The following is an 18,468-nucleotide window of genomic DNA, read 5'->3' as shown; positions in this document are numbered from 1 at the left end:
ATGGCACCCCATCCCGAAGCCGCCGCTCTCCTCGCCCGTTCCCATCGGCTCGGTTCGGACCCCCGGAACACCAACTACGCCGGCGGGAACGCCTCGGCGAAGGGCACCGCCACCGACCCCGTCACCGGCGGCGACGTCGAGCTGATGTGGGTCAAGGGCTCCGGCGGCGACCTCGGCACCCTCACCGAGAACGGTCTCGCCGTGCTCCGGCTGGACCGGATGCGGGCGCTGGTCGAGGTCTACCCGGGCGTCGAGCGCGAGGACGAGATGGTCGCCGCCTTCGACTACTGCCTGCACGGCAAGGGCGGCGCGGCTCCCTCCATCGACACCGCCATGCACGGGCTCGTGGAGGCCCCGCACGTCGACCACCTGCACCCGGACTCCGGGATCGCGCTGGCCTGTGCAGCCGATGGGGAGAAGCTGACCGCCGAGTGCTTCGGCGATTCGGTGGTGTGGGTGCCCTGGCGCCGTCCCGGCTTCCAGCTCGGACTCGACATCGCGGCCGTCAAGGAGGCCAACCCGCGGGCCATCGGCTGCATCCTGGGCGGGCACGGGATCACCGCCTGGGGCGCCACGTCCGAGGAGTGCGAGCGCAACTCGCTGCACATCATCCGCACCGCGGAGGCGTTCCTGGCCGAGCGCGGCAGGCCCGAGCCGTTCGGGCCCGTCCTCGACGGCTACCAGGGCCTGCCGGAGGGCGAGCGCCGTGAGCGGGCAGCGGCCCTCGCGCCGTACGTCCGGGCCATCGCCTCCCAGGACAGGCCGCAGGTCGGGCACTTCACCGACGCGGACGTGGTGCTGGAGTTCCTGGCTCGCGCCGAGCACCCGCGCCTGGCCGCGCTGGGCACGTCGTGCCCGGACCACTTCCTGCGTACCAAGGTCCGCCCGCTCGTCCTGGACCTGCCGCCGGCCGCCCCGCTGGAGGAGGCGATCGCCCGGCTGAGCGAGCTGCACGCCGCCTACCGCGAGGAGTACGCCGCCTACTACCAGCGGCACGCGGTCGCCGGCTCCCCCGCGATGCGCGGCGCCGACCCGGCGATCGTGCTGGTCCCGGGCGTCGGCATGTTCTCCTTCGGCAAGGACAAGCAGACCGCGCGGGTGGCGGGCGAGTTCTACGTCAACGCCATCAACGTGATGCACGGCGCCGAGGCCGTCTCCACCTACGCGCCGATCGAGGAGTCCGAGAAGTTCCGCATCGAGTACTGGGCGCTGGAGGAGGCCAAGCTCCAGCGGATGCCGAAGCCCAAGCCGCTGGCCACCCGCGTCGCCCTCGTCACCGGCGCGGGCAGCGGGATCGGCAGGGCCATCGCCGAGCGGCTCGTCGGTGAGGGGGCGTGTGTCGTCGTCGCCGATCTGAACGCGGACAACGCGGCGGCTGTCGCCGAGGAGTTGGGCGGCCCGGACAAGGCTGTCGCCGTGACCGTGGACGTCACCTCCGAGGAGCAGATCGCCGCGGCGTTCAAAGCGGCCGTGCTCGCCTTCGGCGGCGTGGACCTGGTCGTGAACAACGCCGGGATCTCCATCTCCAAGCCCCTGCTGGAGACTTCGGCCCGCGACTGGGATCTGCAGCACGACATCATGGCCCGGGGCTCCTTCCTCGTCTCGCGCGAGGCGGCCCGGGTGATGACCGCGCAGGGCCTGGGGGGCGACATCGTCTACATCGCCTCCAAGAACGCCGTCTTCGCCGGCCCCAACAACATCGCCTACTCCGCCACCAAGGCCGACCAGGCTCATCAAGTACGGCTGCTGGCCGCCGAGTTGGGCGAGCACGGCATCCGCGTCAACGGCGTCAACCCGGACGGTGTGGTGCGGGGCTCCGGGATCTTCGCCGGCGGCTGGGGCGCCCAGCGGGCGGCCGTGTACGGGGTGCCGGAGGAGAAGCTGGGCGAGTTCTACGCCCAGCGGACCATCCTCAAGCGGGAGGTCCTGCCTGAGCACGTCGCCAACGCCGTCTTCGCGCTGACCGGCGGGGAGTTGACGCACACCACCGGACTGCACGTGCCGGTCGACGCCGGCGTCGCCGCCGCCTTCCTGCGATGAGCACCGCCGTGAAGTCGTACGCCGCGGTCGACCTGGGCGCGTCCAGTGGGCGCGTCATGGTCGGCCGCGTCGGCCTCGACAGCCTGGAGCTGGCCGAGGCGCACCGGTTCGTGAACCGGCCGGTGCGCGTGCCGGAGGGGCTGCGGTGGGACGTTCTCGCGCTGTACGGCGGTGTCCTGGACGGGCTGCGGGCGGCCGGTCAGGTGGATTCCGTCGGTATCGACAGCTGGGCCGTGGACTACGGACTGCTGGACCGCGACGGAGCGCTGCTCGGCAACCCCGTGCACTACCGGGACTCCCGCACCGAGGGCGTGGCGGAGAAGGTGTGGGCGACGCTGCCCGCCGAGCAGCTGTACGCGGCGACCGGTCTGCAGTACGCGCCCTTCAACACCCTGTACCAGCTGGTGGCGGCCCGAGATTCGGCTCAACTGGCCGCTGCCGAGCGGCTGTTGCTCGTCCCTGATCTGCTGTCCTACTGGCTGACCGGCGAGCAGGGCACCGAGCTGACCAACGCCTCGACGACCCAGCTGATCGATCCCCGGACGCGGGACTGGTCGTACGACGTCGCCTCCCGGCTGGGAGTCGACCTCGGCCTGTTCGCACCGCTGCGGCGGCCGGGCGATCCGGCGGGTGTACTGCGCCCTGAGGTGCTGGAGGAGACCGGGCTGCGCGGCCCGGTGCCGGTGACGACGGTCGGCTCGCACGACACGGCGTCGGCCGTGGCGGCCGTGCCGGCCGGCGGCGAACGGTTCGCCTACATCTGCACCGGGACCTGGTCGCTGGCAGGTCTGGAGCTGGGCGCGCCCGTGCTGACCGAGGCGAGCCGGGCCGCGAACTTCACCAATGAGCTGGGGCTGGACGGCACGGTCCGTTATCTGCGCAACATCATGGGGCTCTGGCTGCTCCAGGAGTGTGTACGGGCCTGGGGCGAGCCGGAGTTGGGCGCTCTTCTGCTGGAAGCGGCCGAGGTGCCGGCGCTGCGGTCGGTGGTGGACGCGGGGGACGCGGCGTTCCTGGCGCCGGGCCGGATGCCGGAGCGGATCGCCGAGGCGTGCCGCGCCTCGGGGCAGCCGGTGCCCGCCTCGCCCGCCGAGATCACCCGGTGCATCCTCGACTCGCTCGCCCTCGCGCACCGCAGGGCGATCGAGGACGCCCAGCGGCTGGCGGACCATCCGGTGGACGTGGTGCACATCGTCGGTGGCGGTACCCGCAACGACCTGCTCTGCCAACTGACCGCCGACGCCTGCGGTTTGCCGGTGGTCGCCGGTCCGACGGAGGCGGCCGCGCTGGGCAACGTCCTCGTGCAGGCCCGGGCCCACGGTCTCGTCGGCGACCTGGCGGGCGGGCGGCGCCTGCTCACCCGCACCCAGCCGCTGACCCGCTACGAACCGCGCGGCGACACCGCACGCTGGCGCGCGGCACAGGCCCGGCTCGCCGGGCGGTGAGCGGGGTCTCCCCCGCACCCCCGTGCCCGGACTACCCTGCACTCATCCGATGATCGACCACAAGGAGCCGCGATGCGTGTCGCCCTGTTCCTGACCTGCGTCAACGACACGCTCTATCCGGACACCGGGCGCGCCGTGGTGAAACTGCTGACCAGGCTGGGCGTCGAGGTCGACTTCCCGATGGCGCAGACGTGCTGCGGGCAGGCGCACTACAACACCGGATACCGCCATGAGTCCGAGCCGCTGGCCCGGCATTTCTCCGACGTATTCGGCGAGTACGAGGCGATCGTGACGCCGTCGGGTTCGTGCGGGGCGATGGTGCGGGAGCTGTATCCGCGGATCGGTGCGCGGGCCCGGGCCGAGGGGCGCGGGGACACGCTCGCGTCGACGCTGGAGCGGGTGGTGCCCAAGACGTACGAGCTCACGGAGTTCCTGGTGGACGTGGTGGGGGTGACCGACGTCGGTGCGTACTACCCGCACCGGGTGACCTACCACCCGACCTGCCACGGACTGCGGAGCCTGGGCCTGGGCGACCGGCCCCGCCGCCTCCTCGAGGCCGTGAAGGGACTGGAGCTGCTCGACCTTCCGGGCGCCGAGGAGTGCTGCGGCTTCGGCGGCACCTTCGCCGTGAAGAACGCCGACGTCTCGGCGGCGATGGGCACGGACAAGGTGCGCAACGCCGAGTCGACCGGCGCGGAGGTGCTGTGCGCGGCCGACAACTCCTGTCTGATGCACATCGGCGGCACGATGACGCGGCTGGACAGCGGTATGCGGCCGGTGCACATCGCGGAGATCCTGGCGAGCACGGAGGAGGAGCCGGCCGTATGAGCGGGACGTTCGTGGGAATGCCGGCCTTTCCGGTGGCCGCGCACGAGGCCGTGCGCAACGAGACGCTGCGGGGCAATCTGCGGCACGCGACGCACACCATCCGCGCCAAGCGGGCCAAGGCCGTGGCGGAGGTGTCCGACTGGGCGGAGCTGCGCGAGGCAGGCAAGCGGATCAAGGACCACACGCTGCGCCATCTCGACCACTATCTGGAGCAGTTGGAGGAGTCGGTCACCGCGGCCGGTGGCAAAGTGCACTGGGCCGCCGACGCCGAGGAGGCCAACCGGATCGTCACCGAACTCGTGTGCGCGACCGGTGAGTCGGAGGTAGTCAAGGTCAAGTCGATGGCCACGCAGGAGATCGGCCTCAACGAGGCGCTGGAGGCCGAGGGCGTCCGCGCCTACGAGACCGATCTCGCCGAGCTGATCGTGCAGTTGGGCAAGGACCGGCCCTCGCACATCCTGGTCCCCGCCATCCACCGCAACCGCGGCGAGATCCGCGACATCTTCCGCACCGAGATGAGCGAGTGGGGCCGCCCCGCCCCCGAGGGCCTGACCGACACCCCGGCCGAACTCGCCGAGGCCGCCCGCCTGCACCTGCGCGAGAAGTTCCTGCGCGCCAAGGTGGGCATCTCGGGCGCCAACTTCATGGTCGCCGACACCGGCACCCTGGTGGTCGTCGAGTCCGAGGGCAACGGACGCATGTGCCTGACCCTGCCCGAGACGCTGATCTCGGTCGTCGGCATCGAGAAGATCGTGCCCACCTGGCAGGACCTGGAAGTCTTCCTGCAGACCCTCCCCCGCTCCTCCACCGCCGAGCGGATGAACCCGTATACGTCGACCTGGACGGGCACCACCGACGGGGACGGGCCGCAGACCTTCCACCTGGTGCTGCTGGACAACGGCCGCACCGACACCCTCGCCGACGAGGTCGGCCGCCAGGCCCTGCGCTGCATCCGGTGCTCCGCCTGCCTCAACGTCTGCCCTGTGTACGAGCGGGCAGGCGGCCATGCCTACGGCTCGGTCTACCCCGGCCCGATCGGCGCCATCCTCAGCCCCCAACTCCGGGGCACGCAGAGCGAGATCGACGCCTCCCTGCCCTACGCCTCCTCGCTGTGCGGGGCCTGCTACGAGGTCTGCCCGGTCGCCATCGACATCCCCGAAGTCCTCGTCCACCTGCGCGAGCGGGTCGTCGAGGGCGGGCAGGTGATCCGCGACGGCAACAAGGTGATCCTGCAACCCGCCAAGGGGCACGCCGCCGAACGGGCCGCGATGCGGGCGGCCCGCTGGGCCTTCACCCACCCCGGCGCTCTGCGCGCCGGCCAGCGCCTGGCCTCCCGCACCCGCCGCCTGCACCCGCACACCCTGCCCGGTCCGGGCAAGGCGTGGAGCGACAGCCGGGACCTGCCACCGGTCCCCAAGGAGCCCTTCCGCGACTGGTGGCAGCGCACGCACGGCGGAAAGGACGGTGCCAAGTGAGCAGCAGGGAACGGATTCTGGGCCGGGTGCGGCGTGCGCTCGCCGACGTAGCGAAGGATGACCAGCCGTACGAGCAGGCGGTGCCACGCGACTATCTGCGCGAGCACGGGGACCGGGGCGTCGCGCAGAGTGTCGATCTGCTCGCCGAGAACCTGGCCGAATACCGGGCCGTCGTGCACCGCTGCGAAACGGGCGAACTGGCGGCGGTGATCGGCAGGTTGCTGGCCGGGCGCGGCGCGAAGACCGTCCTGGTGCCGCCGGGCCTGGACGAGGCATGGCTCGGCGGGACGCACGCCGAGCGCTTCCCGGACCGCGCGGAGAGCACGCCGTACGAGCTGGACCGCGTCGACAGTGTGGTCACCGGCTGCGCGGTGGCGGTCGCCGAGACCGGCACGATCGTGCTGGACGGCGGCCCCGACCAGGGCCGGCGCCGTATCACCCTCGTGCCCGACCACCACATCTGTGTCGTACGGGTCCCGGAGCAGGTAGTTTCGTCCGTGCCCCAGGCCCTCGAACGCCTCGACCCGGCACGTCCGTTGACGTGGATCTCCGGTCCTTCGGCGACCAGCGACATCGAGCTGGACCGGGTCGAGGGGGTGCATGGTCCGCGCACCCTGGAGGTGGTGCTGGTGGGCGGTCAGCCGAGCGCGGAGGTCACCTCGTAGCGGCCGGACGGGAGCCGGTAGGAGGCGGTGCCGTCCGTGAAGCCCAGGTACTCGACGCCCGGGACGCGCGCGAGGGGTGTGCGGCCCTCGCGGACGGTGTTCGGGTCGCCGGTGGGGATGCGCAGGGTGGCCGTGCTGTTGGCGGGCACCGTGGCGCGGTAGCTGAGCCGGCGGTCCGTGGACTGCCAGGCGCTGGTGATCTCGCCGTACGGGGAGAGGTGCGAGCCCGACACCCGGGTGATCTTCCCCGTCGGGTCGAGGTGCGGCCGTAGGAAGAAGTGCCTGAAGCCCGGCTGGGCCGGGTCCTTGGCGATGCCGGCCATGCTCTCGTACATCCACTCCATGATCGCGCCGTAGGAGTAGTGGTTGAACGAGTTCATGTCGACCGGGCCGAAGCCGTCCGCCTTGGAGTAGGAGTTCCAGCGCTCCCAGACCGTGGTGGCGCCGTTCTGCACCGAGAACAGCCACGACGGCATGGCGTCCTGGTGGAGCAGTCTGTACGCGAGGTCGGCGTGGCCCTCGTCGGTCAGGACCGGGGCGAGGACGTTCACGCCGAGGAAGCCGACGGAGAGAGTGTTCTCGGCGTACTTCACCCGGGTGCTGTCGGGGTGGGACGCCTTGTAGTCGGCGTCGTTGCCGATGTTGTCGGCGAGGAGCTCGACGAGCTGACGGCGCTGGGCCTCGGTGTCGTAGAAGCCGAGTTTGAGGACCCAGAGCAGGGCGGTCTGGGTGTCGTCCTCGGTCCTGCCGCCGGTCGGCGGGGCGTCGCCGAGGCTGGAGCGGACGGTGATCTGCCCGGTCGTGGCGTCGGTGGCCAGGTACTTGGTGAGGAAGGCCCGTTTGATGTGCGCGAAGAGGTCCTCGTAGGCGCCGGCCTCGGCGGTGCGGCCGGTGGCGCGAGCCATGTCCGCCATCAGCCGGGCGCTGTGGCCGTAGTAGAGGTCGCTGATGAGCTGGGTGCTGGTGTCCTGGAAGGCGAGCCAGTCGCCGAAGATGGCGCCCTGCCCCGCGTAGGTGTCACCGGTGCGCCGGTGGATCCAGTCCATGTACGTCGTCATCGCCGACCAACTGCGGTCCACGATCGTGATGTCGCCCGACATCTGCCAGACGGTCCACGGCACGACCACTCCGACGTCGGACCAACCGCTAGCCGGGATCGGCGCGTTGTAGCGGTTGCCGGGGGCGACGAAGGTGAACTGGGCACCGTCCAGGCCGTAGGTCCTCTGCGAGTCGATCAGGGTGTCCTCGAAGTGGCTGAGGAAGTTCACCGCGTCGGCGTTGTAGAGGCCGGTGTTGGAGAAGAGCTGGGTGTCGCCCGTCCAGCCGAGGCGTTCGTCGCGCTGCGGGCAGTCGGTGGGCACCCAGAGGTAGTTGCCGCGCTGGCCCCAATGGACGTTGCTGATCAGCTGGTTGACGTCGGCGTCGTCGGTCGTGACGGTGCCGGTCTCGCTGATCGCGGAGGTGGCGACCTTGCCGGTGAGTCCGCTCAGGGTGACGGTGTCGGTCGTGGTGACGGAGGCGTAGCGGAAGCCGTAGAAGGTGAGGGCGTCCTGGTGGGTCTCGCCGGCCGGGTCGCCCTTGAGGGTGTAGGTGCTGGTGGCCTTCGCGGTGCGCAGGTTGGCGCGGTAGACGGAGCCTTCGGGGCCGTCGGCGCCGGCGCTCGTGTCGTTGAGCATCTCGCCGAATTTCAGCGTGACTTGGGCGCCGGCGGGACCGCGGAGGGTGTAGCGGGGCACGCCGACCATGTTCTGCCCGACGTCGATCACGGCGGTGTCTCCGGGGTGCAGGGTGACCTCGGCGGTGGCCGCCTTCGCCGGGTCGGTGACCGTGCGGGCCGGGTCGACGACGACGCGGCCCTTGCCGTTGGGGCTGCCCTGCTCGCCGGTGACCCCGGTGCAGACGGTGATCGACCGCGGGCCGCGGTCCCACCGGGACATCAGGCGGGCGCTCTCGCCGGGATACGCGACCAGGCGGGCGTCGGGGAACCTGCTCGCGTAGGGGTGTTCCTCGGTGCCGGACCAGGCGGCGGCGTCGAAGCCGTTCGCCGTCCAGCCGGGGATCTCCTTGCGGGCGTCGTAGGTCTGCCCGTCGTAGATGTCGTTCGCGCGGAACGGTCCTGTGTCCGTCGCCCGCCAGTCGTCGCCGGGTGCGGTGACGACGGTCTGCGTGGAGCCGTCGGCGTAGCGGATCAGCAGCTTGGCCTTGAGGGCGAGGCGGTTGCCGTCCTTGGAGTAGTAGGTGCTGTTCTCGGAGATGCGGCTGTTGTACCAGCCGTGGCCGAGCACCGCGGCGAGGGTGACCTGCCGGTCTGCGGCGAGCAGGGCGGTGACGTCGTAGGTCAGGTAGCTGACGGTGGTGTCGTAGTTGGTCCAGCCCGGGGCGAGCAGCTCGGGGGTGGTGCCCCCGTCCTGCGGCGCCTCGACACGGCGGCCGTTGACGTGGGCGACGTACACGCCGAGGGCGGAGATGTAGAGCCGGGCCTCGCTGACGCGCTGGTCCCTGAGGGCCGCCTGCCGTCGTAGGAGGGGTGAGCCGGGGCTGTTCGGCGCCTTGCCCGCCATGCTGATCCACTTCGCGCCGTCCCAGCCGGTGACGCCGTCGGTGCTGAGCAGGCCGGTCTCGAAGAAGGCGGCCGGGGCCGCCGGGAGGGCCCGGCCGTCCTCGGCCCAGACGCGGACCGTCCAGTGGTAGCGGGTGCAGGGGCGCAGGGCCGCGCCCGCGTAGGGCACCGCCACCGAGTCGGCGGAGGTGACGCGACCGCTGTCCCACACGTCCGCGCGGCCGCGGGCGAGTTGCCCGGCCGAGGAGGCGACCAGGATGCGGTACGCCGTCTGGCGCCGGCCGCGGGCCGAGGACGCTGTGCGCCAGCCGAAGCGCGGCTTCGCCGCGTCCACGCCGAGGGGGTTCCTACGGTGCTCCACCGTCAGGCCCTCGACGTCTCCGCGCTCGCCGGCGGAGGTGGCCGACGCCGTTCCCGCACCGCCGATCCCGCCCGCCAGGGCGACGGGCACGACGCCGAGTGCGGTGGTGAGCACGGTTCTGCGGCGCACTGTTCTGCCGTTGCTGCTGTCGACTCCGTCGGTCATGCCGTGTCCCTTCGGGGGCTCGCGGTTGTAACGTTTCAGAGCGGTCGACGGTGAAGCTAGTGGCTGTTGTGGCAATCGTCTACTGGTCGGGCAGCGGCAATTGTGCACAGGTTCCAACAGGGGGTCACTACTGGGGCATCACCGGGGAGACGTCGATTGAAACCGTTCAAAATCGGAACGCACCCCTCACCCATCGGTGGGGCGTCGCTGACGCGCCGTGCGGCGGGCGCGCGGCTAGCGTGAGGACATGATCCGGTTCGAGCAGGTCACCAAGCGGTACCCGGACGGTACGACGGCGGTGGACGACCTGAGCTTCGAGGTGTCCGAGGGCGAGCTGGTCACGCTCGTCGGGCCCTCCGGCTGCGGCAAGACGACCACGATGATGATGGTCAACCGGCTGATCGAGCCGACCTCCGGGCGGATTTTCGTCGCCGGCGAGGACATCTCCGCTGTCGACCCTGTGCGGCTGCGACGGCGGATCGGATACGTCATCCAGCAGGTCGGGCTCTTTCCGCACCGCACGATCCTCGACAACACGGCGACCGTGCCGGCCCTGATCGGCTGGAAGCGGGCGAAGGCCCGGGCACGCGCGGCCGAACTGCTCGACCTGGTGGGCCTGGACCCAAAGCGGTACGGGCCGCGCTATCCCGACCAGCTCTCCGGCGGTCAGCGCCAGCGCGTCGGCGTGGCGCGGGCGTTGGCCGCCGATCCGCCGGTGCTGCTGATGGACGAGCCCTTCGGGGCCGTCGACCCGGTCGTACGCGAGCAGTTGCAGGACGAGTTCCTGCGGATGCAGGCCGCGGTGCGCAAGACGGTGCTGCTGGTCACGCACGACATCGAGGAGGCCGTACGGCTGGGCGACCGGATCGCCGTCTACGGGCAGGGGCGCATCGAGCAGTTCGACACGCCCGGGGCGGTGCTCGGCACCCCGGCGACGCCGTACGTCGCCGGGTTCGTGGGCGCCGACCGCGGGCTGAAGCGGCTGTCGGTCACCGAGATCGAGGCGGACGACCTGGAGCAGCCGCCGGTCGCACGGTTCGACGAGCCGGCCGCGGGTGCGGCGGAACGGCTGTGGGCGGAGGGCGCGCGCTGGGCCGTCGTCCTCGACACGCAGGGCGACCTGCACGGCTGGGTCGGCATCGACGACCTCGGCACGTCCGGCGCGGTCGGCGACCGGGCCCGTCGGATGAAGGCCTGGGTTCCGGTGGGCGCGCCCCTGAAGCAGGCGTTCGGCGTGATGCTCCAGCACGACGCGGGGTGGGTCGCCGTGCTGGACGGTTCGCACTTCCTGGGCGTGCTGACCCCGGCGAAGCTGCACGAGGCGTTGCGACGGTCGGTGGACGCGGATGCGCTGGGGGTGGCGCGGGGGCAGGTGGAGTTCGACTCGGTGGCAGACGCGTGACGGCCGGCGCCTGGCCTCGGCCCACCCGGCCACTGCCGCTGACCTCAGCATGCCCGCTACCCGGCGCCTGGCACCTGGCCGTTGGCCGTTGGTACCGACGTGCGACGGCTGGTGCCTGGCCTCGGCCCGCCCGGCGGCTGCCGCTGACCTCAGCATGCCCGGCGCCTGCACCTGGCCGTTGGCCGCTGGTATCGGCGCATGGCGGCTGACGCCTGGCCTCGGCTCGCCCGCACCCGGCACTCGGCCGTTCGACGCCGGGTGCTGGTACCGACGCGTGGTGGCCGGCGCCTGGCCTCGGCCCACCCGGCCACTGCCGCTGACCTCAGCATGCCCGCTACCCGGTACCCGCTACCCGCTACCCGGCACCTGACCGTTGGCCACTGGTATCGACCCGTGACGGCCGACGCCTGGCCTCGGTTCGCCCGCACCCGGCACTCGGCCGTTCGACGCCGGGTGCTGGAACCGACGCGTGGTGGCTGGCGTCTGGCCTCGGCTCGCCCGGCGGCTGCCGCTGACCTCAGCATGCCCGGCGCCTGGCACCTGGCCGTTGGCCGTTGGTACCGACGTGCGACGGCTGGTGCCTCGGCTCGCCCGCACCCGGCACTCGGCCGTTCGACGCCGGGTGCTGGTACCGACGCGTGGTGGCCGGCGCCTGGCCTCGGCCCACCCGGCCACTGCCGCTGACCTCAGGACGCCCGGTACCCGGCGCCTGGCACCTGGCCGTTGGCCGCTGGCTTCTGGCACCGACGTCTGGCGGCTGGCGCCTGGCCTCGGGCAGCCCGCACCCGGGCGTCGCCGCTGGCCTCAGCCCACCCGGCACCCGGCCGCTCGACGCCGGCCACTGGCCTCGACGCGTGGCGGCCGGCCACGGCCCACCCGGCACCGGGCTAGCTGGCACCCGGCACCTGGCTCCTGGCCTCAGGCGCCGACGCGTGACACCCGACGCCTGACCTCGGCCCACCTTGCACGGGCCACCCGGCACGCTGGCCTCTAACCCCCGGCCCCTGGCCCCGACCTGTGACGGCCGACTCCTGGCCTTGGCTCGCCCGCCCCGGCCCCGGCCCGCGACCCCTCCCCTGCCAACTCCCCCAGCGAGAAACCCCGATCCCCGGAGCATCACGCAAGTTCATGGTGAGTTCGGCTTCGTCGCCGTCCCCTGACGCCGGCCCGAACCCCTCTTGCCGCTCTGGCGGTTGAGCATGCCGAAGGCCCAGCGTTCGTTGAAGCCTGCCAGGAAGCCGACCGCGCACCAGAAGCCCCAGAAGGCCGTGCCCTTCGCTGCCGCGTCCGCGCCGGTCGTGCAGAGCTCTCCCGTGGTGGACGGCATGTTGATCGCCGTCACCCAGCCGGTACTGAGCAGGAAGTACACGGCGAGGGCGAGGATCCAGCCGACGAAGACGCGGTAGACGCCCTCGTGCCGCAGGCTGCGGGAGACCTGGGCGGGGGCGAGGGCCACCTTGTGCGAGGAGCCCTTTCGGCGCAGCGGCTCCTCGCTGACCCGGACCCGAAGCAGCACGCTGAGCACCGCCCCGAACGCCCCCACCCCGCCGCACACGAAGGCGCCGAGCAAACTCCAGCGGTCGCTGCAGTTCAGCGTGGTGCCGGTCATGCCGAGCAGCTGGACGCCGGCCAGCAGCGGCACGCCGAGCAGCAGCACGCTCAGGAACGCGCCCAGGGTGAGGCCGAAGTTGAGGCCGCGCACCACCGCCACCGCCTCGTCCTGGCACAGCCGCGCCCAGACGCCGTCGATCTCCTGCGCCAGATAGTCGGCCAGGTCCGCGTCGCCCGGGCTGTCGTAGAGCCGTGGATCGCGCAGCACCGTCCGCAGCAGACAGTCCAGCGTGATCTGCAGGGACTCCCTGGTCCTGGCCTCGAAGGCGCGCTGTGCCGCGCCGTAGAGATACTGCAGTTCCAGCTGCTGCTTCGGATACACCTTGCGGAACTGGGCCAGGTCCTGGGCCAGTTCAGGGTCGATGCCGTCCGCGAGCGAGCGGGGCTTCCGCTCGGTCGGCGCACCCTCGACCGCTTCGCGCGTTCTCTCCCACCGTGTCCGGTGTTCTCCCCCGTTGTCCTTCATGAAAGACATGTACCGGCACCGTGTCCTCGCCGGAAGCCGCCCGACCGCACCAGTACGGTCACCGCTGTCACGGAGCCGTGACGTCCTGTCAGCAGTAGACCATCGGGCACCCCCGGCGCAGCGCGTGCTGGGCGGCGCGCAGGTACAGGGCGACGTAGAACGCGGCGTTCAGGTCCTCGCTCCACGGCCCCGGCCGGGTGGCCGCCAGCGCCTCCGCCTCCCCTTCGAGGAACCAGAAGGTCAGGCCGAGGTTCCCGGGCTCCGCCGGCACCTCGGCGGGCAGCTCGACGGCCGCGGCCAGCCGCTGGGCGAGAGCCAGCACCTGCGGCGCCCCCGCGATCACCGTCGTGTCCGTGTAGGCGGAGCCGATGGGCAGCCGTATCTCCTCGTCGAGCGAGACCGGCACCAGCACCGACCACTCGCCCAGCGTCTCCTGCTCCCCGGGCGTCAGATGCGCCCGGCACAGCTTGGCGAACCCGTCCATCGGAGGGCTCAGTTTCTCCTCGAACCAGGTGGCCGGCTCCTCCTTGGCCGAGGCCTCGTACGGCGGCAGCCCGCGGCGCCGCAGCTCGGCGTCGAGCCCCGCGGCGATCGCCCCCTTGCCGCCCTCCTCGTCGTCGTCGGACCATTCCCGCGCACCCACACTCACCAGATAGACACCCATGCCCGCAACGTACAAGCAGGCACTGACAATTGACGTCGCCGGGCGCAGCAGGACCCTGCGCTCACTTGAGGAGGCCCTTGTCCCGGAGGTAGCTGCGCGCCACGTCCTTCGCCAACCGCCGCCAGCTGTCGACCTGTTCGTTCATGGAGGCGAGGTCGGCGGTGGTGAGGACGCCGTTGAGCTTGTCGAGTGCCTCGGTGGCGCCCTGGCCGCCCGCACGGGAGCGGTTGACGACCGGGACGATGTAGTCGGCGTTCTGGAGATGCTTGTCGTCGGCGAGGAGGACCAGGTCGAAGCCGGTGAGGGTGGCGTCGGTCGTCGTGGTGAGCACCATCTGGTCCTGGCCGCTCTGCACGGCCCGCTTGGCCTGCGTGGTGCCGACGCCCTTGGGGTCGACGGCGATGACGCCGATGTCGTAGGCCTTCTTCAACCCCGGTTCGCAGTACGGCCGTTGCACGCACTCGTCACCCGCCGCGAGCCGCACCTTCAGACCCGAGGCGCCGAGGTCGCTGAGCGTCTTCAGACCGTGTTGGCGGGCGTAGGACCTGCTGACCGCGAAGGCGTTCTGGTCGACGGCCCGGCCGGCGTCGAGGACGGTGAGGCCGCGTGGCGTGGCCAGTTTGTGCAGCGCCGTCATCGTGGTGTTCAGGTCCGGCGAGCCGACCGGTGCCGCGCCGGCTCCGTTGGTCTTGGCGTTGAGCCAGTCGGCGAAGGTGGCCGCGTATTCGGGGACGACGTCGATCTGGCCCGATTCCAGGGCGGGTTCGTACAGTTCGCGGTTGGCGACGGTGAGCAGGGACGTCTTGTAGCCGGACCGGTTTAGGAGCAGCGCGTACATCTGGGCGAGCAGATCGCTCTCGGTGAAGCCCGCGGAGCCGATGGTCAGGTGGTGGCTGTCGCCGGGTGGCGCGGTGACGTCTCCCTGCGTCTCCAGGGACGGGCCGGTGGTGCAGCCCGTGAGCAACAGCACTGTGGTCAGGGCGAGTTGGCGTCTCATCGCGCGCCTCTGGCCCAGCGGGGTCCGAGCCGTTCCGCCGTCTCGAAGATCCCCTCCACGACCAGCGCGAAGGCGGCGACGAGGATCGCCCCGGCCACCACCTGCGGCGTGCTGGCGAGGTTGAAGCCCGCCGTGATGATCCGGCCAAGCCCTCCCCCGCCGGCCAGCGCGGCGATGGTCGCGGTCGCCACGAGTTGTACGGCGGCGATCCGCACCCCGTTGAGGATCATCGGGAGCGCGAGGTGCAGTTCGACGTGGAACAGCATCTGCCGGCCCGTCATCCCCATGCCGCGCGCGGCCTGGACGACGCTGCGGTCGACCTCGCGCATGCCGACGTAGGCGTTGGTGAGCAGGGGCGGTACGGCGAACAGGACCAGGGCGGCCACCGTAGGACCCTCGCCCCACCTGCCGACGGGGGTCAGCAGGAGCAGGACGAGGACGGCGAAGGTGGGGATCGCGCGGCCGGCGTTGGAGATGTTGACCGCGAGGGCCCCGCCCTTGCCGAGGTGGCCGAGGACGAGCCCGACCGGCAGGGCGATCAGGCAGCTGACGGCCAGGCAGACGACGGTCAGCACGAGGTGCTGCACGAGCCGGTGCCCGATGCCGTCCGCGCCTGGCCAGTGGGCGGGGTCGGTGAGCCAGTGCCAGGCGTCGGTCAGGGTCGTCATGAGCGGGCCGCCCTGGTCCACGGGGTGATCAGGCGCTGGATGCCGAGGAGCAGCAGGTCGGCCACGACGGCGATCACCACGCACAGCACGGACGCGGTGAGCACCTGCGCCTTGAAGTAGGTGTTCATGCCGGAGTAGATGAGGTTGCCCAGTCCGCCGAAGCCGACGATCGCGCCGACCGTGACCAGGGAGACCGCGGAGACGGTGGCGACGCGCAGGCCGGCCATCGCGGCGGGCACGGCGAGCGGCAGTTCGACGGTGATCAGGAGCCGGATCGGGCCGTAGCCCATGCCGCGCGCCGCCTGCCGGGTCTCCTCGGGCACCGCCCGCAGCCCGGCCAGGATGTTCCGCACGAGGAGGGTCAGCGAGTACAGGACGAGGCCGGCGACGACCAGGCTCGCCGAGAGACCGTAGACGGGCAGGAGCAGCGAGAACATCGCCAGGGACGGGATCGTGTAGAGGATCGTCGTGACGGCGAGGACGGGTCCTGACGACCAGCGCCAGCGGCGTGCCAGCACGGCCAGCGGGACGGCCAGGACGAGGCCGAGGAACACGGAGATCCCGGTCAGCTGAAGGTGCTGCAGGACCGCGTCGAGCAGGATCTGGCGGCGGGTGGTCAGATACTCACCGCAGATCCACTCGTTGCGCGCGAGGCAGTCGTCCGGGGGCCCGGTCACGGCTCCATTGCACCGGCGGGCGACGGGGTCGGCGCGTTGTGGTGACCCGTACGGGGGTCTCGCCGAGGCGGTGGGTGTCGCTGGGTACACCCCGCGATACGGGTTCTGCGCCCCATGTGGTCCGGCCCGCGTCTCCGTAGCTTCGTGGGTGGGGCACAGGGCGTGCCGGACGGATGGTGATGACGATGTTTCGCGCGCAATCGCGACGCACGCAGGACGCGGGGCCCGCCGCCGAGGCGCTGCGGCTGGTCAAGGTCAGCAAGACGTACGGGTCGGACGGCGGCGCCGTGAAGGCCCTGGACGGGGTCACGCTGGGGCTGGGCCGCGGCACGTTCACGTCGGTGATGGGACCCTCCGGTTCGGGCAAGTCCACGCTGCTGCAGTGCGCCGCCGGGCTCGACCGGCCGGACAGCGGGATCGTGCGCGTGGACGGCACGGAGCTGACCGGTGGCGGCGAGGCCGAGCTGACGAGGTTCCGGCGCGGGCGCATCGGCTTCGTGTTCCAGCAGTACAACCTGCTGGAGACGCTGACGGTCGCGCAGAACACGGTGCTTCCGCTGAAGCTCGCCGGGCAGCGCGTGGACCGGAGGCGGGCCCAGGAGGTCCTCACCCAGGTCGGGCTCGGCGACCGTCTCGGGCACCGTCCCGAGCAGTTGTCCGGCGGGCAGCGGCAGCGCGTGGCGATCGCCCGCGCGCTGGTCACCGAACCTCGGGTGATCTTCGCGGACGAGCCGAGGGGCGCGCTGGACACACGCAGCGCACGGGACGTGCTGCGGCTGTTGCAGGAGGCGGTGCGGGTGCACGGCCGGACCGTGGTGATGGTGACGCACGACCCGGTCGCCGCCTCCTACGCCGACGCCGTGCTGTTCCTGGCGGACGGCCGGCTGGTGGGCCGGATGGATGCGCCGACCGCGGACGCGGTGGCCGAGCGGCTCGCGCACCTGGGTGACGACGTGACGGCGGGGGTGTGAGCGATGTTCGTACTGGCGATGCGATCGGTCCGGCAGCGGCCCGGGCGCTTCCTGGCGACGCTGTTGTCCGCGTTCCTGGGCGCGGTGATCATCATGATGTTCAACTCGCTCCAGGACACGGCCGGGCAGGCCGGCGTGGACGCGGTCAGCCACGACACGCTGAGCACCACGGCGAGCGTCGTCGGCGGCTACGGCACCTTGCTGGTGTTCTTCGCGGTGGCCTCCACGCTGACGGTCAACGTCCGTCAGCGGACGGGTGAGTTGGAGCTTCTTCGCTGCTCGGGGGCGACTCCGGCGCAGATCAAGCGGATGGTCGTGGGCGAGGCGGTGGCCGTGGCCCTGATCGCCTCCGTGCTCGCGATCGGCCCCGCGATGCTCGGCGGACGGGCGCTGCTCAGCGGGTTCCAGGACGGCGGGCAGGTCGCGCGGTCGGTGGACTACTCGTTCGGCGTGTTCGCTCTGGACTCGGGCGTCGGCATCACGCTGCTCGCGGCGGCGGGCGCGGCCTTCCTCGCCGCACGGCGGGCCACGAGCCGGCGTGGACCGCGCGGCCGGGCCCGCAAGTTGCTCGCGTACGCCGCTCTGGGCGTCGGTGGCGTGTCGGTCCTGTCGACGTTCGCGTTCTCCGCGAAGGACGCGGCGCTGATGGCGCCGCCCGCGTACGGGGCGATCCTGCTGTCCGTCGGCTTCGCGCTGATGGCCCCGCGGCTGCTGAAGGGCGTGCTGGACCGGCTGGAGCTCACCGGCGCGAGCGGCTGGCTGGCGGTGCGCAATCTGCGTGAGCGCACGGACCGGTTGGCCGGGATCCTGATGTCGCTGATCCTGTTCACGGCGATGGCCACGGCGACGCTGTACATGCAGGCGGTGGAGAGCGACACGGTCGAGGCCTCGGGCCTGAAGAAGACCGTGGACGCCAAGAACCTCGAGACGCTGAACCTCACGGTCGTCGGCATCATCGTGGTCTTCGTCTGCGTCATGTTGGTCAACTCGCTCTATGCGGCGACCACTTACCGGCGCCGGGAGTTCGGCCGGCAGCGGCTGGCCGGGGCGACGCCCGCGCAGGTGCTGGGCACGGTGGGCGCGGAGGGCCTGATCGTGACGGCCGTCGGCGTGTTCTTCGGGACGGTGGCGGCGCTGGCGGGGATCGTCCCGTTCACCGTCGTCCGCAGCGACTCGGTACTGCCGCACCAGGGATTCGGCATCTACCTCGCCGTCGTCGCGCTCTCCGCGGCGGTGACGCTGGGGACGAGCCTGGTGACGGCGCGGCGGGTGCTGCGGACTCCGGCGGTGGAGGCGGTGGAGCTGGCCGCATGAGGAGGATGTGCGGGCGGAGCGGTTGCTTCGGCGGCCGCCCCTTCCGCCATGCCGCGCCCGCGGCGCCGCATTGCCACGCCCGCCGGACCGCCATGCCACGCCCGCCGGACCGCCATGCCACGCCCGCCGGCCGCTATGCCACGCCCGCCGCGCCGCCAT

Annotated in this window: 14 protein-coding genes; 8 read left to right on the top strand and 6 right to left on the bottom strand. The window is 71.8% G+C overall.

What is annotated here, in order from left to right:
• The 5 genes from ACGFYN_RS39760 (at position 1) to ACGFYN_RS39740 (ending at position 6,453) form a co-directional block, all read left to right on the top strand.
• Positions 1–2,040, top strand: coding sequence for a bifunctional aldolase/short-chain dehydrogenase (locus ACGFYN_RS39760; RefSeq protein WP_393870868.1), 2,040 nt, complete (start codon positions 1–3; stop codon positions 2,038–2,040).
• Positions 2,037–3,485: a rhamnulokinase family protein gene (locus tag ACGFYN_RS39755; protein ID WP_393870867.1), complete on the top strand. Its 1,449-nt coding sequence runs from the start codon at positions 2,037–2,039 to the stop codon at positions 3,483–3,485. The genes ACGFYN_RS39760 and ACGFYN_RS39755 overlap by 4 nt, the downstream gene beginning before the upstream one ends.
• A gap of 72 nt (positions 3,486–3,557) precedes the next feature.
• Positions 3,558–4,313, top strand: a complete 756-nt coding sequence (locus tag ACGFYN_RS39750) for a (Fe-S)-binding protein (protein WP_393870866.1) — start codon at positions 3,558–3,560, stop codon at positions 4,311–4,313.
• Positions 4,310–5,788, top strand: a complete 1,479-nt coding sequence (locus ACGFYN_RS39745) for a LutB/LldF family L-lactate oxidation iron-sulfur protein (protein WP_393870865.1) — start codon at positions 4,310–4,312, stop codon at positions 5,786–5,788. Before ACGFYN_RS39750 ends, ACGFYN_RS39745 begins: the two co-directional genes overlap by 4 nt.
• Positions 5,785–6,453, top strand: coding sequence for a lactate utilization protein C (locus ACGFYN_RS39740; protein WP_393870864.1), 669 nt, complete (start codon positions 5,785–5,787; stop codon positions 6,451–6,453). The genes ACGFYN_RS39745 and ACGFYN_RS39740 overlap by 4 nt, the downstream gene beginning before the upstream one ends.
• On the opposite strand, the gene ACGFYN_RS39735 is transcribed toward ACGFYN_RS39740, so the two are convergent.
• Entirely contained in the window at positions 6,426–9,539 is a 3,114-nt protein-coding gene (locus tag ACGFYN_RS39735) for a family 78 glycoside hydrolase catalytic domain (protein ID WP_393870863.1), read from the bottom strand. The two genes, ACGFYN_RS39740 and ACGFYN_RS39735, sit on opposite strands and share 28 nt — an antisense overlap.
• A gap of 247 nt (positions 9,540–9,786) precedes the next feature.
• On the opposite strand from ACGFYN_RS39735, the gene ACGFYN_RS39730 reads away from it, so the two are divergent.
• Positions 9,787–10,941 carry an ABC transporter ATP-binding protein gene (locus ACGFYN_RS39730; RefSeq protein ID WP_393870862.1) on the top strand — a complete coding sequence of 385 codons (1,155 nt, stop codon included), beginning with the start codon at positions 9,787–9,789 and terminating at the stop codon, positions 10,939–10,941.
• Between the two features lie 1,126 nt (positions 10,942–12,067).
• Here ACGFYN_RS39730 and ACGFYN_RS39725 read toward each other — a convergent pair.
• The 5 genes from ACGFYN_RS39725 to ACGFYN_RS39705 all read right to left on the bottom strand — a co-directional run bounded on the left by ACGFYN_RS39725 (position 12,068) and on the right by ACGFYN_RS39705 (position 16,024).
• On the bottom strand, positions 12,068–13,027 hold the full coding sequence (locus ACGFYN_RS39725; RefSeq protein ID WP_393870861.1) for a hypothetical protein: 960 nt from the start codon (positions 13,025–13,027) through the stop codon (positions 12,068–12,070).
• A gap of 79 nt (positions 13,028–13,106) precedes the next feature.
• On the bottom strand, positions 13,107–13,682 hold the full coding sequence (locus ACGFYN_RS39720; protein WP_393870860.1) for a hypothetical protein: 576 nt from the start codon (positions 13,680–13,682) through the stop codon (positions 13,107–13,109).
• 61 nt (positions 13,683–13,743) lie between these two features.
• On the bottom strand, positions 13,744–14,679 hold the full coding sequence (locus ACGFYN_RS39715) for an ABC transporter substrate-binding protein (protein ID WP_393870859.1): 936 nt from the start codon (positions 14,677–14,679) through the stop codon (positions 13,744–13,746).
• Positions 14,676–15,347 carry an ABC transporter permease gene (locus tag ACGFYN_RS39710; RefSeq protein WP_393870858.1) on the bottom strand — a complete coding sequence of 224 codons (672 nt, stop codon included), beginning with the start codon at positions 15,345–15,347 and terminating at the stop codon, positions 14,676–14,678. The genes ACGFYN_RS39715 and ACGFYN_RS39710 overlap by 4 nt, the downstream gene beginning before the upstream one ends.
• Positions 15,344–16,024 (bottom strand): ABC transporter permease, encoded by a 681-nt coding sequence (locus ACGFYN_RS39705; RefSeq protein WP_393870857.1) that lies wholly within the window; start codon positions 16,022–16,024, stop codon positions 15,344–15,346. Before ACGFYN_RS39705 ends, ACGFYN_RS39710 begins: the two co-directional genes overlap by 4 nt.
• Positions 16,025–16,203: 179 nt before the next feature.
• Between ACGFYN_RS39705 and ACGFYN_RS39700 the strand changes: the two genes are divergently transcribed.
• Both ACGFYN_RS39700 and ACGFYN_RS39695 read left to right on the top strand, forming a co-directional pair.
• Positions 16,204–16,995, top strand: coding sequence for an ABC transporter ATP-binding protein (locus ACGFYN_RS39700; RefSeq protein ID WP_393870856.1), 792 nt, complete (start codon positions 16,204–16,206; stop codon positions 16,993–16,995).
• Positions 16,996–16,998: 3 nt separating this feature from the next.
• Positions 16,999–18,309: an FtsX-like permease family protein gene (locus tag ACGFYN_RS39695; RefSeq protein ID WP_393870855.1), complete on the top strand. Its 1,311-nt coding sequence runs from the start codon at positions 16,999–17,001 to the stop codon at positions 18,307–18,309.
• The last annotated feature ends 159 nt before the right edge of the window (positions 18,310–18,468 follow it).

The sequence above is a fragment of the Streptomyces sp. NPDC048419 genome (genome assembly GCF_043200415.1).
Taxonomy (GTDB): domain Bacteria; phylum Actinomycetota; class Actinomycetes; order Streptomycetales; family Streptomycetaceae; genus Streptomyces.
This window is presented reverse-complemented; position numbering and strand designations above follow the sequence as displayed.

Coding starts and splice junctions, on each gene's coding strand:
- ACGFYN_RS39720 (WP_393870860.1), bottom strand. CDS start 13,682: ATGGGTGTCTATCTGGTGAGTGTGGGTGCGCGGGAATGGTCCGACGAC.
- ACGFYN_RS39730 (WP_393870862.1), top strand. CDS start 9,787: ATGATCCGGTTCGAGCAGGTCACCAAGCGGTACCCGGACGGTACGACG.
- ACGFYN_RS39755 (WP_393870867.1), top strand. CDS start 2,037: ATGAGCACCGCCGTGAAGTCGTACGCCGCGGTCGACCTGGGCGCGTCC.
- ACGFYN_RS39695 (WP_393870855.1), top strand. CDS start 16,999: ATGTTCGTACTGGCGATGCGATCGGTCCGGCAGCGGCCCGGGCGCTTC.
- ACGFYN_RS39725 (WP_393870861.1), bottom strand. CDS start 13,027: ATGTCTTTCATGAAGGACAACGGGGGAGAACACCGGACACGGTGGGAG.
- ACGFYN_RS39710 (WP_393870858.1), bottom strand. CDS start 15,347: ATGACGACCCTGACCGACGCCTGGCACTGGCTCACCGACCCCGCCCAC.
- ACGFYN_RS39715 (WP_393870859.1), bottom strand. CDS start 14,679: ATGAGACGCCAACTCGCCCTGACCACAGTGCTGTTGCTCACGGGCTGC.
- ACGFYN_RS39700 (WP_393870856.1), top strand. CDS start 16,204: ATGACGATGTTTCGCGCGCAATCGCGACGCACGCAGGACGCGGGGCCC.
- ACGFYN_RS39750 (WP_393870866.1), top strand. CDS start 3,558: ATGCGTGTCGCCCTGTTCCTGACCTGCGTCAACGACACGCTCTATCCG.
- ACGFYN_RS39760 (WP_393870868.1), top strand. CDS start 1: ATGGCACCCCATCCCGAAGCCGCCGCTCTCCTCGCCCGTTCCCATCGG.
- ACGFYN_RS39735 (WP_393870863.1), bottom strand. CDS start 9,539: ATGACCGACGGAGTCGACAGCAGCAACGGCAGAACAGTGCGCCGCAGA.
- ACGFYN_RS39745 (WP_393870865.1), top strand. CDS start 4,310: ATGAGCGGGACGTTCGTGGGAATGCCGGCCTTTCCGGTGGCCGCGCAC.